At 63.3% G+C, this 13,918-nt stretch carries 11 protein-coding genes and 1 pseudogene; 6 read left to right on the forward strand and 6 right to left on the reverse strand.

Features of this window, described 5'->3' with window-relative positions; translation table 11 throughout:
- Window positions 1-7: 7 nt before the first annotated feature.
- Entirely contained in the window at window positions 8-976 is a 969-nt protein-coding gene (gene araH, locus C4J88_RS11470; RefSeq protein ID WP_124362476.1) for an L-arabinose ABC transporter permease AraH, read from the forward strand.
- Between the two features lie 127 nt (window positions 977-1,103).
- Here the strand turns inward: araH and C4J88_RS11475 are convergent, their stop codons facing one another.
- Window positions 1,104-2,252, reverse strand: coding sequence for an aldose epimerase family protein (locus C4J88_RS11475; RefSeq protein WP_124406960.1), 1,149 nt, complete (start codon window positions 2,250-2,252; stop codon window positions 1,104-1,106).
- A 138-nt stretch (window positions 2,253-2,390) separates the two neighbouring features.
- Between C4J88_RS11475 and C4J88_RS11480 the strand changes: the two genes are divergently transcribed.
- Window positions 2,391-3,158 (forward strand): SDR family NAD(P)-dependent oxidoreductase, encoded by a 768-nt coding sequence (locus C4J88_RS11480; protein ID WP_124362478.1) that lies wholly within the window; start codon window positions 2,391-2,393, stop codon window positions 3,156-3,158.
- A 57-nt stretch (window positions 3,159-3,215) separates the two neighbouring features.
- Here the strand turns inward: C4J88_RS11480 and C4J88_RS11485 are convergent, their stop codons facing one another.
- Entirely contained in the window at window positions 3,216-4,166 is a 951-nt protein-coding gene (locus C4J88_RS11485; protein WP_124406961.1) for an AraC family transcriptional regulator, read from the reverse strand.
- A gap of 101 nt (window positions 4,167-4,267) precedes the next feature.
- Between C4J88_RS11485 and C4J88_RS11490 the strand changes: the two genes are divergently transcribed.
- Together C4J88_RS11490 and yghU are read left to right on the forward strand one after the other, a co-directional pair.
- Window positions 4,268-5,494, forward strand: coding sequence for an MFS transporter (locus C4J88_RS11490; protein WP_124406962.1), 1,227 nt, complete (start codon window positions 4,268-4,270; stop codon window positions 5,492-5,494).
- Between the two features lie 45 nt (window positions 5,495-5,539).
- Entirely contained in the window at window positions 5,540-6,367 is an 828-nt protein-coding gene (gene yghU, locus C4J88_RS11495) for a glutathione-dependent disulfide-bond oxidoreductase (protein WP_124406963.1), read from the forward strand.
- Between the two features lie 112 nt (window positions 6,368-6,479).
- Here the strand turns inward: yghU and C4J88_RS11500 are convergent, their stop codons facing one another.
- From C4J88_RS11500 to C4J88_RS11510, 3 genes are read right to left on the reverse strand one after another with little or no spacing between them, the layout of a single operon-like run.
- On the reverse strand, window positions 6,480-7,406 hold the full coding sequence (locus C4J88_RS11500) for a sugar ABC transporter substrate-binding protein (RefSeq protein WP_124406964.1): 927 nt from the start codon (window positions 7,404-7,406) through the stop codon (window positions 6,480-6,482).
- A gap of 18 nt (window positions 7,407-7,424) precedes the next feature.
- Window positions 7,425-8,204 (reverse strand): TIM barrel protein, encoded by a 780-nt coding sequence (locus C4J88_RS11505; RefSeq protein WP_124406965.1) that lies wholly within the window; start codon window positions 8,202-8,204, stop codon window positions 7,425-7,427.
- The gene (locus tag C4J88_RS11510; RefSeq protein WP_124366726.1) at window positions 8,201-9,205 is read right to left on the reverse strand and encodes a Gfo/Idh/MocA family oxidoreductase; all 1,005 of its coding nucleotides are present in this window, start codon (window positions 9,203-9,205) and stop codon (window positions 8,201-8,203) included. Before C4J88_RS11510 ends, C4J88_RS11505 begins: the two co-directional genes overlap by 4 nt.
- Window positions 9,206-9,388: 183 nt before the next feature.
- Here C4J88_RS11510 and C4J88_RS11515 point away from each other — a divergent pair, with 183 nt between their 5' ends.
- On the forward strand, window positions 9,389-11,362 hold the full coding sequence (locus tag C4J88_RS11515; RefSeq protein WP_124406966.1) for a sigma-54-dependent Fis family transcriptional regulator: 1,974 nt from the start codon (window positions 9,389-9,391) through the stop codon (window positions 11,360-11,362).
- Window positions 11,363-11,538: 176 nt separating this feature from the next.
- On the opposite strand, the pseudogene C4J88_RS11520 reads toward C4J88_RS11515, so the two are convergent.
- Window positions 11,539-12,587 (reverse strand): annotated as a pseudogene (locus tag C4J88_RS11520) (LacI family DNA-binding transcriptional regulator).
- A 160-nt stretch (window positions 12,588-12,747) separates the two neighbouring features.
- On the opposite strand from C4J88_RS11520, the gene C4J88_RS11525 reads away from it, so the two are divergent.
- A complete protein-coding gene (locus C4J88_RS11525) occupies window positions 12,748-13,833 on the forward strand; it encodes a fatty acid desaturase family protein (RefSeq protein ID WP_124406967.1) in 1,086 nt (361 codons plus the stop codon).
- The last annotated feature ends 85 nt before the right edge of the window (window positions 13,834-13,918 follow it).

The raw sequence follows: 13,918 nt of genomic DNA on the forward strand, positions 1-13,918 counted from the left end.
GACGACCATGACCACTCAAAACAACGCGCTGCCCTCGGCACGCAAACCCCTCGACCTGCGCGCCTTGCTCGACAACTGGGCGATGCTGCTGGCCGCGGTGGGCATCTTTGTCCTGTGTGCCTTGCTGATCGATAACTTCCTCTCGCCGCTGAACATGCGCGGGCTGGGCCTGGCGATTTCCACGGTAGGCATTGCGGCGTGCACCATGCTGTTCTGCCTGGCCTCCGGGCATTTCGACTTGTCGGTGGGCTCGGTGATTGCCTGCGCCGGCGTGGTCGCGGCGATTGTGATGCGCGACACCGACAGCGTGATGCTCGGCATCGGCGCGGCGCTGCTGATGGGCCTGATGGTGGGGTTGATCAACGGGATCGTGATCGCCAAGCTGCGGGTCAACGCGTTGATTACCACCCTGGCAACCATGCAGATCGTGCGTGGCCTGGCCTATATCTTCGCCGACGGCAAAGCGGTGGGCGTGTCCCAGGATCAGTTCTTCGTGTTCGGCAACGGCCAGCTGTTGGGCGTGCCGGTACCGATCCTGATTACCATCGTGTGTTTCCTGTTCTTCGGCTGGTTGCTCAACTACACCACCTACGGGCGCAACACCATGGCCATCGGCGGCAACCCGGAAGCGGCGTTGCTGGCGGGGGTCAATGTGGATCGCACCAAGATCCTGATCTTCGCCGTGCACGGTTTGATCGGCGCGTTGGCCGGGGTGATCCTTGCCTCGCGCATGACCTCCGGCCAACCGATGATCGGCCAGGGCTTCGAGCTGACGGTGATTTCCGCCTGTGTGCTGGGTGGGGTGTCGTTGAGTGGCGGTATCGGCATGATCCGCCATGTGATCGCCGGGGTATTGATCCTGGCGATTATCGAAAATGCGATGAACCTGAAGAACATCGATACCTTCTACCAATACGTGATTCGCGGCTCGATCCTGCTCTTGGCCGTCGTCATCGACCGCATGAAACAACGCTGAACCTGATCGTTCCCACGCTCTGCGTGGGAATGCACCCCGGGACGCTCTGCGTCCACTTCTGAATCGGGACGCGGAGCGTCCCAGGTGGCATTCCCACGCGGAGCGTGGGAACGATCAATGTAGGGTTTTAGTTGGCGGTGAACTTGAAGATGGTGTTCTGGGTGTAGGTCTGCCCGGGATTCAGGCGGGTCGAGGCAAACTTGGGCTGGTTAGGCGCATCTGGAAAATGCTGGGTCTCCAGGGTGAACCCACTCCAGTGCTGGTAAGTCTTGCCGCCCTTGCCCTTCACCGAACCGTCCAGGAAGTTACTGGTATAGAACTGCACCCCAGGTTCGCTGGTGTAGAGCTGCAAACGCCGCCCCGACTCAGGATCATGCACCTCGGCCGCCAGTTGCTTCACGTCGCCCTTGGTGTCCAGCGCCCAGTTGAAGTCGAACCCACCCTGTTTCGGTTCGGCGAACTTGAGCTGCGGATGATCCTCCTCGATGTGCTGGCCGATGGCGGTAGGCTTGAGGAAATCCATTGGCGTGCCCTTGACCGGCGCCAGTTCGCCGGTGGGAATCAGGGTGGCATTCACCGGTGTGTAATGGCTGGCATGCAAGGTGGCGACCTGCTTGAGAATATCGCCATTACCCGCGCCAGCCAGGTTGAAGTAGCTGTGGTTGGTGAGGTTGAGCACGGTCGGTTTGTCAGTGGTGGCCTTGTAGTCGATGTGCAGTTCGTTCTTGTCGTTGAGGCGATAAGTGACTTCGGTTTTCAGGTTGCCGGGGAAACCCATTTCACCGTCCTTGGACAGGTAGGTGAGGGTGACTCCGACCGAGTCCTTGTCCTTGACCGGCTTGGCTTGCCACACCTGCTTGTCGAAGCCCTGGGCGCCGCCATGCAGCGAGTTGGGGCCGTCGTTGAGCGGCACCTGGTAGCGTTTGCCATCGAGTTCGAAGGCACCGCCGGCCAGGCGATTGCCGAAGCGGCCGATGGTCGCGCCGAAAAACGCGGTACCGCCTTGATAGCCTTGTACGTCGTCAAAGCCCAGCACCACGTCGTCGACCTTGCCGTGTTTGTCCGGCACCTTCAGCGATTGCAGCACACCGCCGTAGGTAATCACCGTGGCTTGCATGCCATGGCTGTTGCGCAACACGTATTGTTCGACGGCGGTGCCGTCATTGGTTTTGCCGAAGGGTTTGTGTTCGCTGGTCAGGCCTGCGGCCTGGGCGCCGCCGCTGGCGATCAACATGGACATTGCCAGGCCGGACAGCAGGTATCGAGGGTGCTTCATGGTCGAACTTCCTTTTGTTGTTTTTGGATTGAATAGTTCTACTAATGTGCGATATTTCATGATTGAGACAGCGAATTTATAGCCTTTAACGCCGATTTCGTAAAATAAAATAAGACTAATTGATCGAGGCATCACGTTATGAGTACTCAGCAGGCCCTGTATCCCGACCTCAAGGGCAAGACCGTATTGATCTCCGGCGGGGCTTCCGGGATTGGCGAGTTCATGGTGCGGGCGTTCGCCGCCCAGGGCGCCAAGGTGGCGTTCGTGGACCGCGCCCAAAGCCAGGGCGAACGCCTGGCCGCGCTGTTGAACTCCAACGGGCATAGCGTTGAGTTCGAATGCTGCGATATCACCGACGAGATCGGCTACCGCGCGGCGATCGGGCGTTTCGAGCATTCCCTCGGCCCGATCACGGTGCTGGTCAACAACGCGGCGAACGATGTACGCCATACCCTGGAAGAAATCGACTCGGAAATGTTCGACCGGCTGATTGCGGTCAACCTCAAGCACGCCTTCTTTGCCGCCAAGGCCGTGGTACCAATGATGAAACAGGCCGGTGGCGGCTCGATCATCAACCTGGGCTCGGTCGGCTGGATGATGGCCTCCGCCGGCTACCCGGTGTACGCCGCCAGCAAGGCCGCCGCCCACGGCATGACCCGTGGCCTGGCGCGGGAGTTAGGCCCCCATCACATCCGCGTCAATACCCTGGTGCCGGGCTGGGTGATGACGGAAAAACAACTGGCCATGTGGGTGGACGACGCGGCCCGCGAGCTGATCGCCCGCAGCCAGTGCCTGCCGGGCAGCGTGATGCCCGAGCATATCGCCAATATGGCGCTGTTTTTGGCTTCCGATGCCTCGGCGATGTGTTCGGCGCAGAACTTTATCGTGGATGGTGGCTGGGTCTAGGCCAGGCGCCACTGTTCAACTGTGGTGTTTATGGAGACCGCGTGCTGTTCCAGGCCTTCATGCCGAACGCCTGGCCGCCCCCGGCGGCTGCCCGGTGATGCGCTTGAAGGCACGGCTGAACGCCGCCTGGGAGGTATAACCCAGGCGTTGCGCCACGGTTTCGATGGGCATGCGTTCCAGGGTCAGCCATTGGCTGGCCAGGCGCATGCGCAGTTCCGTGGCGTAGCGCAGTGGCGGTATGCCGAGGACGGCCTGGAAGCGGTCAGCGAACACCGAGCGCGAGGTATGACACTGGGCGGCCAGTTCCGCCACGCTCCAGTCGTGGCCCGGCTGCTGGTGCAAGGCGAGCAGGGCGCTGGCCAGGCGCGGGTCGCGCAATGCGGCCACCAGGCCCGAGGCGTTGCCACAGGCGCACTCGACCCAGCCGCGTACGATCATCGCCGCCACCACATCGGCGAGGCGCGCAAGAATGCCAGCAAAGCCTACGCGTGCCGTGGACATTTCGCGTTCCATTACTGCCAGGATCGGCATCAGCCCAGGGTAACGCTGGCCGCCGGCATCGATCAGCATCAGGGCCGGCATCAGGTTGCCGAGCCCCTGGAGGCTGCCGAGCTCAAACTCCATGCACGCACTGAACAACACCAGGCTGGGGACGGTATCGGGTGATGCATTCACGGCGCACACGGTATCCCCCAACGGTGCGCTGTCGAAATGGTCGATGTCCTGCACGACGGCATCCGCTGCGGATAACAGCGCGTGCGCGCCGCCGTGGGAGATGAACACTGCATTGCCGGCCGACAGCGCGAAAAGGCTGCCGTCCTCGGTGCGCAGCGTGGCGCGGCCGGCCGCGAGAAAGTGGAAATAGGCGTGGCCCGGCCGGGCGCCAAAGCCCATGCCGAAGGTGGGCCCGGCCTGGATGCGCCGGTACTGCACACCGCGCAGGCGCATGCCGCGCAGCAATTCGTTGATCAGCTCGGAAGAAGCGGTGAATGCGTCCACTGAAGTCATACTCGGGGTTTCGGTTAAAAACTCAAGGCTTTGTATCATAGATCATCCTGGCCGGCCTACCTAGACTGAGCGCCTCGCCAATGACTTGAGGAAGACCTGCAATGACTGATTGTGCAGCCCATACGCCTGCGGGCGTTGTGACAGAGCCAGCCTGGCTGGCGGTATTTTCCCTGGCAATGGGGGTATTCGGCCTGCTCACGGCGGAGTACTTGCCGGCCAGCTTGTTGACACCGATGGCCCTGGACCTGGGCGTTACCGAGGCGCTGGCCGGGCAAGCCGTCACGGTGACGGCGGTGGTGGCGCTGTTCGCCGGTCTGCTGGTGCCGGGGCTGACCCGTGGTATCGACCGGCGCGTCGTGCTGCTGGGGTTCTCCACGCTGATGATCGCCTCCAACCTGCTGGTGGCATTGTCCTCCAGCCTGACGGTGCTGTTGTTGATGCGCATCCTGCTGGGCATCGCCCTCGGCGGTTTCTGGAGCATGGCGGCTGCAGTGGCGATGCGCCTGGTGCCGGCGGCGTCCTTGCCCCGTGCGCTGTCGATCATTTTCAGCGGGATCGCGCTGGGCACCGTGGTCGCCGTGCCGCTGGGCAGCTATTTGGGTGGCCTGTACGGCTGGCGCAGTGCGTTTATTGCGGCGGCCGCCGTCGGCCTGCTGACCCTGGCGTTCCAGGCATTCACCCTGCCGCGCATGGCACCCCATGGCACCGCGCGCCTGCGCACCGTGCTGGACGTACTGCAGCGCCCCGGCATCGCCATCGGCATGTTCGGCTGCGTAATGGTGCACACCGCGCATTTCGCACTGTTCACCTACATCCGGCCGTTCCTGGAAAGCACCACCGGGGTCGATACCGAGGGGCTGGCGCTGATGCTGCTGGGGTTCGGCGTGGCGAACTTCGCCGGCACGCTGTTCGCCGGGTGGCTGCTGGTGCGCCGCCCACGCACAACACTGGTGTTAATGCCGGTGTTGGTGGCAATCGCGGCACTGGCGCTGGTCTGGTTGCCGGCGTCACTGCCGGGCCAGGCGATGCTCCTGGCGCTATGGGGCATGGCATTTGGCGGCGTGCCCGTGGCGTGGTCGAACTGGGTCGCGCGTGCGGTGCCGGACCAGGCGGAAAGTGCCGGAGGCATGGTGGTCGCGTCGGTGCAATCGGCCATCGCGGCGGGCGCTGCCGGCGGCGGGCTGATGTTCAGCTTCAGTGGCATTGGCGGGGTGTTTATCGGTGCGGGTGTGTTGATGTTGCTCGCAGCCTTGCTCATCGCCCTGCGTGTGCAGGTGCCAGGGCAAGACGGGGACACCAGTGTGACGCGCCACGCGTCTTTGGTTTAGTCTAAAACCCTTTGTTGATCGCAAGCGCCCCGAGGAGCACCGAGCATGTCTGACTATGTACCCCCCAAGGTCTGGACCTGGGACACCGAAAGCGGCGGCACCTTCGCCAGCATCAACCGGCCTATCGCCGGCGCTACCCATGAAAAAGCACTGCCGGTCGGCAAGCACCCGTTACAGCTGTATTCCCTGGCCACGCCCAATGGGCAGAAAGTCACGATCCTGCTCGAAGAGCTGCTGGCGCTCGGGCACACCGGTGCCGAATACGACGCCTGGCTGATCAAGATCGGTGACGGCGACCAGTTTGGCAGCGGTTTCGTGGCGGTGAACCCGAACTCGAAGATTCCGGCGTTGATGGATCACAGCAGCGCTGCGCCGATTCGCGTGTTCGAGTCGGGCGCGATCCTGCAGTACCTGGCCGAGAAATTCGGCGCGTTTTTGCCCACCGAACCTGCCGCCCGTGCCGAATGCCTGTCGTGGCTGTTCTGGCAGATGGGCAGCGCACCGTACCTGGGCGGCGGCTTCGGGCATTTCTACGCGTATGCGCCGAGCAAGATGGAATACCCGATCAATCGCTTCGCCATGGAGGCCAAGCGCCAGCTGGATGTGCTGGACAAGCGCCTGGCGGTGAGCGAGTACATCGCCGGGGACGCCTACACCATCGCCGACATCGCCATCTGGCCCTGGTACGGCGGGTTGGTCAAAGGGCGGTTGTATGGGGCGGCGGAGTTTCTGTCGGTGCATGAATACGAGCACGTCATGCGTTGGGCGGATGCGATTGATGCACGGCCGGCGGTGCAGCGCGGGCGGCGGGTGAATCGGGTGTCCGGCGATGATCAGTTGGCCGAGCGCCATAGTGCGAGCGACTTGGACTGAAAGTGTGGGAGGGGGCTTGCTCCCGATGGCGGTGAGTCAGTCAGTACATCGGTATCTGTCACTCCGCTATCGGGGGCAAGCCCCCTCCCACATGGGTTCTCTATATTCCAGGCTATTTGTAGCGTTGTTCGAACACCGCTACCTGTTCGGGTTTTATGAGTTCGAAGGGCACCCATACCTCTGACTCGATTGGCTCGCCCTTGATCATCCGCACCGCCGCTTGTACCGCTTGAGTCGCCTGGGCTTTGGGGTCCTGGAACACTGAGGCGGTGAGCACGCCGCGCCTGATCGCCGCCAAGCCATCGGGCAGGCCATCGATGCCGACAATCGCCACTTCGCCCTTGGCCTTGCCGGCCTGCTGCAAAGCCATGGCCGCGCCAATCGCCATTTCATCGTTGTTGGCCACAATCGCATCGAACTGTGTGCCCGCCAGCAGCCAGTTGCTGGTCAGGTCCATGGCCTTGCTGCGTTGCCATTCGGCACTTTGCTGCTCGACGATCTTGATCCCGGGAAAGTCCTTGAGCACCTGCTTGGCGCCTTCAGTGCGGTCATGGGTGGCGTTTTGCGCCAGGTCGCCCATGATGATCGCCACGTTGCCCTTGCCGCCGAGTTTTTCCACGAGGTAGCGCATCTGCAATTGCCCGGCTTCGATATCGTTGGACGCCACGGTCACGACCCCCTTGGGCAGCGTGCGTTGGTCCGGATGGCGGTTGACGTACACCAATGGCTTGTTGGCGGCCACGGCGGCGCGGGTCATGTTGGCGGTGGCGGCGGTGTCCACCGGCAGCACGATGACCGCGTCGACGTTCTGGTTGAGAAACCCTTCGACCTGGTTGAGCTGACGCACCACGTCGCCCTGGGCGTCCTCGAACTGGATCTGCACGTCTTGTTGTTTGGCGGCCGTTTCAAGGCCGGTGCGTACGTAGGTCATGAAGTTATCGTCGACCCGCGCGATGCTCACGCCGATGCGATACGCGGCGAAGGTCCATTGGCTGAACAGCAGCAACAGGGTGGCAACGATCAATGAATAGCGATGCATGAGGTGTTCCTCTTGTTGTTATAGGGTGAAGGCTTGGCGAAAACGCTGCAGGGCGGCTTCGCTGTCGCCGCTGGCCCAGGCTTCCAGGCCGACCACGCCGCTGTAGCCGATGGCCTGCAGCGCCCTGGCAATCGCCGGGTAATGAATTTCCCCGGTGCCAGGCTCCTGGCGCCCGGGTACGTCCGCCACCTGGATTTCGCCGATGGCGCTGCCCGCGCGCTGGATCAATTCGATCAGGTTTCCTTCGCCGATCTGCGCGTGGTAAAGGTCCAGGTTCATTTTCAGGTGTGGGCTGCCCACGGCCTCGATCAGCGCCAGGGTGTCGTCGGCGCGGGCGAATGGCGTGCCGGGGTGGTCGACCTCGGTGTTGAGGTTTTCCAGCAGGAACACGCGGCCGGCGTCTTGCCCCAGGCGAGCGATTTTCTCCAGCGTCTTGCAGGCGCTCAGCCACATGCGCCCGGTGGTCCGGCTGACGGATTGCACCGGCAGGCCGCCGTCACCCAGGCCGGTGCCGTGCAAATTGAGGCTGGGGCACTTGAGGCGCTCGGCAACGCTTAAGGATTCGCGGGCGCTGTCGAGTAAGTGGCGGATACCGTCGGGGTCGGTGAGCGTGCCGCTGATGTAGCCGGTCATGGAGGTGAAGTCCGCGCCCGTCGCGGCCAGGGCGTTGATGTCTTTGTCGGTCCAGTTCCAGATTTCGGCGCTGAAACCCAGGGCATGAATCCGCTTGACCCGCTCGACGAAGGGCAGGTCGAGGAACACCATCTCGGCACTCACCGCGAGCTTGAACGGGCTCATAGGCTCACCGCCGTGCCTTGCTCGTAGGATTGGATACAGGCGCGGGCAATCGCCAGGGCGGCGCGGGCATCTTCCCCGCTGGCCAGGGGCTTGGCGCCGCTTTGCAGGCAGTCTACGAAGTGGTTGAGCTCGGCAATGTAGGCATCGCGCAACAGGTCGGTGTCCAGGCGTTGGGTGTCGGCCTGGATGCCCTGGGCCTGGTAGCGCACCAGGTCGCAGGCCTGCACGCTGCCCATGGTCAGCATGCCGGCGCTGCCGAACACTTCACCGCGCACGTCATAGCCATACACCGCCTGGAAGCTGGCCTCGGCGGTGGCAATCGCGCCGTTATCGAAGCGGATCGTGACTACGGCGGTGTCGAGCAAACCCTGGCTTTTGTAGTCCGGGGCGATCAGGGCGTCGGCCATCACCTGCACTTGCACCGCTTCGGCGCCGGGGTTGAGGTAGCGCAGGGTGTCGAAGTCGTGGATCAGGGTTTCCAGGAAAATCACCCATTGTGGTGAGGCGCCAGGGTTGTTCAGCGCCGGGTCGCGGGTCAGGGAGCGCAGCAACTGCGGGGTGCCGATTCGGCCTGCGGCGACGTCGAGGTGGGCGGCGCGAAAGCTCTTGGCGAAACGCCGGTTGAAGCCGACTTGCAGTGGCACTCGGGCATCGGCCGCAGCGGCGATGGCGCGGTCGGCTTCATCGAGGGTGATCGCCATGGGCTTCTCGCAGAAGATGCCCTTGCCGGCACGGGCGGCGCTGATCACCAGCTCGGCGTGGCTGCGGGCGGGGGCGGCGATGAGTACGCCGTCGATATCCGGGTCATCGAGCAGTTGCTGCGGGTCGGTGTAAACCTTGGCTACACCCAGCTCTGCTGCCAGACGTGCGGCTTGCCCTGGGGTAGGGTCGGCGATGGCGGCGAGGCAAGCGCCGGGAATGTGCCGGGCGGCGGTCAGGCCGTGGAAGCTGCCCATGCGGCCGGCGCCGATCAAGCCCAGGCGGATGTTTTTTGTATTCATGTATGACCCCTTCTTATTGTTGGCCTCAGGACGGTCCTGGCGGGTAAAGGGGTAAGAGCAAGGGCTGTGCCAAAATCCAAGCGACTGATATTTAACGGTTTTAAATAAACATCAGAAAAATGGTGTTCATTTAAATGACATGTCTATGCTGACATGTCGAAAACATGAACATGGACACCGCTTATGAGCATGGCGATCAGTGCGCAAGACCTCGATTACCTGACGGCGCTGGGCCCCGCCGCGCTGAATGACGGCCCGGTCGCAGCGTTGGAGCAGGCGTGGCAGGCCTGCCTGGACGGCCAGCTGCAGCGCCCGCCCGAGGTGCGGCAAACGATCTGGGATTCCTGGCGGCGCAGCGTCGAGGCCGGCATCGATCCGGCAGACAACGCCTACCGTTTCGTCGCTGCCGACACACTGGCGGCCACCCTGGCCAGCCACCGCGTGCTGATCGCCGCCGCCGCGCAAGTCATGCATGGACTGCTGGCCTACAACCCGCGCGGTCATATCAACCTCACCGACGCTGACGGCACCACCTTGTATTTCTGCGGGCTGGACATCACTCCCGTGGGCAGTCGCCTGCTCGAATCGGTGCAGGGCACCAACTGCACCGGCCTGGCGCTGGCCGAAGATCATCTGGTGTATGTGCTGGCCGAAGAAAACTTCGCCGTCGGCCTGCGTCAACGCCGCATGCACTGCGCCGCCGCGCCGATCAAGAATGCACAGGGCCAGACCCTGGCCATGCTGACGCTGACGGCCGAGCCCGGCTGGTTTCACTTCCATACCCTGGGCACCGTGCAGGCGGCTGCCGAGGCCGTGTCGCGGCAGATGGCGCTGCAAGCGTTGCTGCAAGAGCAACAAACCGTGCTTGAAGTGCTTAACGAAGGCTTGGTGGTGCTGGATGAACGCGGGTGCATCAAGGCGATCAATCGCTACGCAAGGCAACTGTTCAATGTGGGCCTGGAGCTGCTCGGCTGCCCCTTCAATCGCCTCGCTCGCAGCGAGCTGAGCGACGCCATGCTGCTGCGCGGCGGCGAAAACGTGCGCGACCTGGACTGCACCTTTCACTTGCACGACCACAGCCAGCTCGCCTGCCTGGTCTCGGTGTGCCCGCTGGAGCAGGGTGGGGTGATCGTGTCGGTGCGTGAAAACCGCCGCATCCGCGAAATCACCCGGCGCATTGTCGGCACCCAGGCCCGCTACACCTTTGAAACCATCCAGGGCACCTCGCGCGCGATCCAGGACGCGCTGCACCTGGGACGCATCGCCAGTCGCAGTGATTCCACCACCTTGATCCTCGGCGAAAGCGGCACCGGCAAAGAGTTATTTGCCCAGGCCATTCATAACGCCAGCGAGCGTTGCACTGGCCCATTCGTCGCGGTCAATTGCGGCGCGATCCCACGGGACCTGGTGCAAAGCGAATTGTTCGGCCATACCGAAGGCGCATTCACCGGCTCGGCGCGCGGTGGTTCAGCGGGCAAGTTCGAACTGGCCGATGGCGGGACGATTTTCCTCGATGAAATCGGCGACATGGCCTTCGACGCGCAAGTCAGCCTGTTGCGCGTGTTGCAGGAAGGCGAGGTGACCCGCGTGGGCGCGAAGACCTCACGGCCAGTGGATGTGCGCATCATTGCGGCGACCCACCGCAATCTCAGCCAGGCGGTGGCCGAGGGGGCGTTCCGCGAAGACCTTTACTACCGCCTCAACGTGCTGAATATCACCGTGCCGCCCCTGCGGATGCGCCGTGACGATATTCCCTTGCTGGCGCGGCATTTCCTGCAGCGTTGCGCGCGCTCATTGCGCAAATCGCTGCAAGGATTCTCGCCGGACGCGTTGGCGTTGCTGTCGGCCCATGGCTGGCCGGGCAACGTGCGCGAGCTGGAAAACGCGATTGAGCGGGCGACCAACCTGGCGATGGGCGAGTGGATCGAGCCTGGCGATTTACCCTTGGAGGCCAGGCCGCGCGCCCCGGCCAGCCCATATGCCGCGCCACCTACGCAAGACCTGAGCAGCCATGAAATGCATGCCATCGTCGCCGCGCTGAAAAGCACCGCTGGCAATATTCGCCTGGCTGCCCAGCAGCTGAACGTTTCCCGTGGCGGGCTGTACAACAAGATGAATCGGTTCGGGTTGAATGCCGGGGATTTTCGCGGGCTGTGAGCGGTTACCGATGTGGGAGGGACGATGAAGCGCACGCCGCCCTCTGTAGGAGCGAGCTTGCTCGCGAAAAATTCAGGCCCCCCGCGTTTATCCAGAATAAACGCGTTGCCTGGGCGTTTTTCGCGAGCAAGCTCGCTCCTACAAAAAGCCTTGACTGACCGGCATCAGGGCAAACCTCAGGTGCCCATGTTTTCCGAGGTGACGATGTGCGGCGGGATGTGCACCCGATGCCGCGCCGGATCGAACGCCTCGTCGCTCTGCAGCGCCACCAGCAGGTCCACCAGCGCCACCGCTGTCTGCTGCGGCTGCGAATCCATCACCACATCGATCAACCCTCGGCCCAGGGCCTGGCGCGACAGGTCGGTGGACTCCTGCAAAATGCAGCACAACGCCGGGCGCTTGGGCAGTTGCGCCAAGGCGTTGATCACGCCGTCACCGCCACCGCCTACCACACACAGCCCGCGCAGGTCGGTGTGGCGGCTGAGCAGGTCGAGGGTGGCTTCTTCGGTGATGTCGCAGTTGTCCAGATTGATCAGCGGTTCCAGCGGCTTGAGCCCCGGTGCGTGTTCGGCCAGGTAGCTGTGCAAGCCTTCGACCCGCGCCTGATGGCCGAGAAAACGGTGGCCCCCAGCAGAATGCCCACGCTGCCTTTGCGCGCACCGCAGGTGCGCGCCAACAGCCAGCCCATGGTGCGGCCGACTACGTGATTATCCTGGCCCACATAAGGTTCGGCCGCGCGTTCGTGGATGTCCGAGAGCAGCGCCACCACCGGCACGCCGGCTGCGCGGATCTGCGCCAGGCACGCATTGATCAGCGGATGGGCGAAGCTGACCACCGCCAGCGCGTCGCACTGCACGGCCAGTTGCTCGATCTGCGCGACGATGGCGCTGGGTGTGCGGTCGACGATGTACTCGAACTGGCAGGTCAGGTTGGCGCTGGCGTGCTGCTGCGCCGCCGCGCTGATCGACTGGGCCAGGTTGGCATAGAACGCCTGGGCGGTACCCAGCAGGAGAATGCCGAAACGGTAGGTCGGGCGCCGTTCGCGGATGCGCTGGCCGATCAGCCGCGCGGCGAAATAACCGACCGCTTCGGCAGCCTGGAACACCTGTTCGGCGGTGTCCGGGTTGACCGGTGCGCGAGCGTTCAATACACGGTCGACGGTGGCCACGCTGAGGCCCGCATGGGCGGCAACCGTGGCAATGGTCGGGCGTTTAGGGTTGTGCATGGCGAGCCCCTTGAGCGTCTTGATAGAAAACTATCAAGCCCCGCTGGGCCTGGATGATAGCTTGATAGGGAATGGATTCAAGCCCTTGAGGCTGATTTGGCCGCGCTCTATGGTTGGTTTCGCAAAGCCCCTGAAACCCCACGCTTGCGGAGAACAAACAATGCCTGAACACACCGCTCACCGCGCCCGGCGCGATTACAGCCTGACCGGCCCCGAAGCCGCCCGCGCCGCCGAAAAAGGCCTGGTCTCGGCCCGTTGGTACCAATCGCCGATCCCGCGCAAACGCATGAAGGAACTGATGCAGCGCCGTGACGGCCCGGCCCTGGTCGACACGGCCATCTGGTTCGCGGCGTTGTTCGTCGCAGGCTTTGGCGGCTACTGGTTCTGGGGCTCCTGGGCCTGTGTGCCGTTCTTCCTCGCCTATGGCGTGCTCTACGGCACCGCCTCCAACCCGCGCTGGCACGAAACCGGGCATGGCACGGCATTCAAGACCCGCTGGATGAATGACGCGCTGTACCCGCTGGCGTGCTTCATGTGTCTGTTCGAACCCCATGTGTGGCGCTGGAGCCATGCCCGGCATCACACCGACACCATCGTCGTCGGTCGCGACCCGGAGATCGTCGAGCCGCGCCCGCCGAGCTTCTGGATGATGTTCCTGAGCCTGTTCAATCTGCCCCTGGCCTGGAAGACCTTCAGTGGCGTGGCCCGCCATGCCATCGGTCGCATGAGTGCCCAGGAGCAGGACTTCATCCCCGAATCCGAATGGCCCAAGGTGTTTCGCGCCGCGCGCATCTGGGTGGGCATTTACGCGTTGATCATCGGCACCGCCTTGTACCTGCACAGCTGGTTGCCGCTGATGCTGGTGGGGCTGCCGAGTCTCTATGGCGCCTGGCTCGGCTACCTGTTCGGCCTCACCCAGCACGTGGGCCTGGCCGAAGATGTGCTCGACCATCGCAGCAACTGCCGCACCATCTACATGAACCGCGTGCTGCGCTTTATCTACATGGACATGAACTACCACCTCGAGCACCACATGTACCCGATGGTGCCGTACCACGCCCTCGAACAGCTGCACGAAGAAATCCGCCGCGACTGCCCGCCGCCGTACGCCAATCTGTTCGAGGCCTACAAGGAAATCCTGCCAACCCTGTGGAAACAGCGCAGCGACCCGACCTATTTCGTCCAGCGCCCCACCCATAGTGGCGAGCGAGCTTGCTCGCGCTGGGCTGCGCAGCAGCCCCAATAAACCTGACGCGGTCTTTCAGATAACCCTCAATCGCGATCCTGGGGCCGCTTCGCAGCCCAGCGCGAGCAAGCTCGCTCGCCACCAG

The sequence above is a fragment of the Pseudomonas sp. R4-39-08 genome (genome assembly GCF_003852275.1).
Taxonomy (GTDB): Bacteria; Pseudomonadota; Gammaproteobacteria; order Pseudomonadales; family Pseudomonadaceae; genus Aquipseudomonas.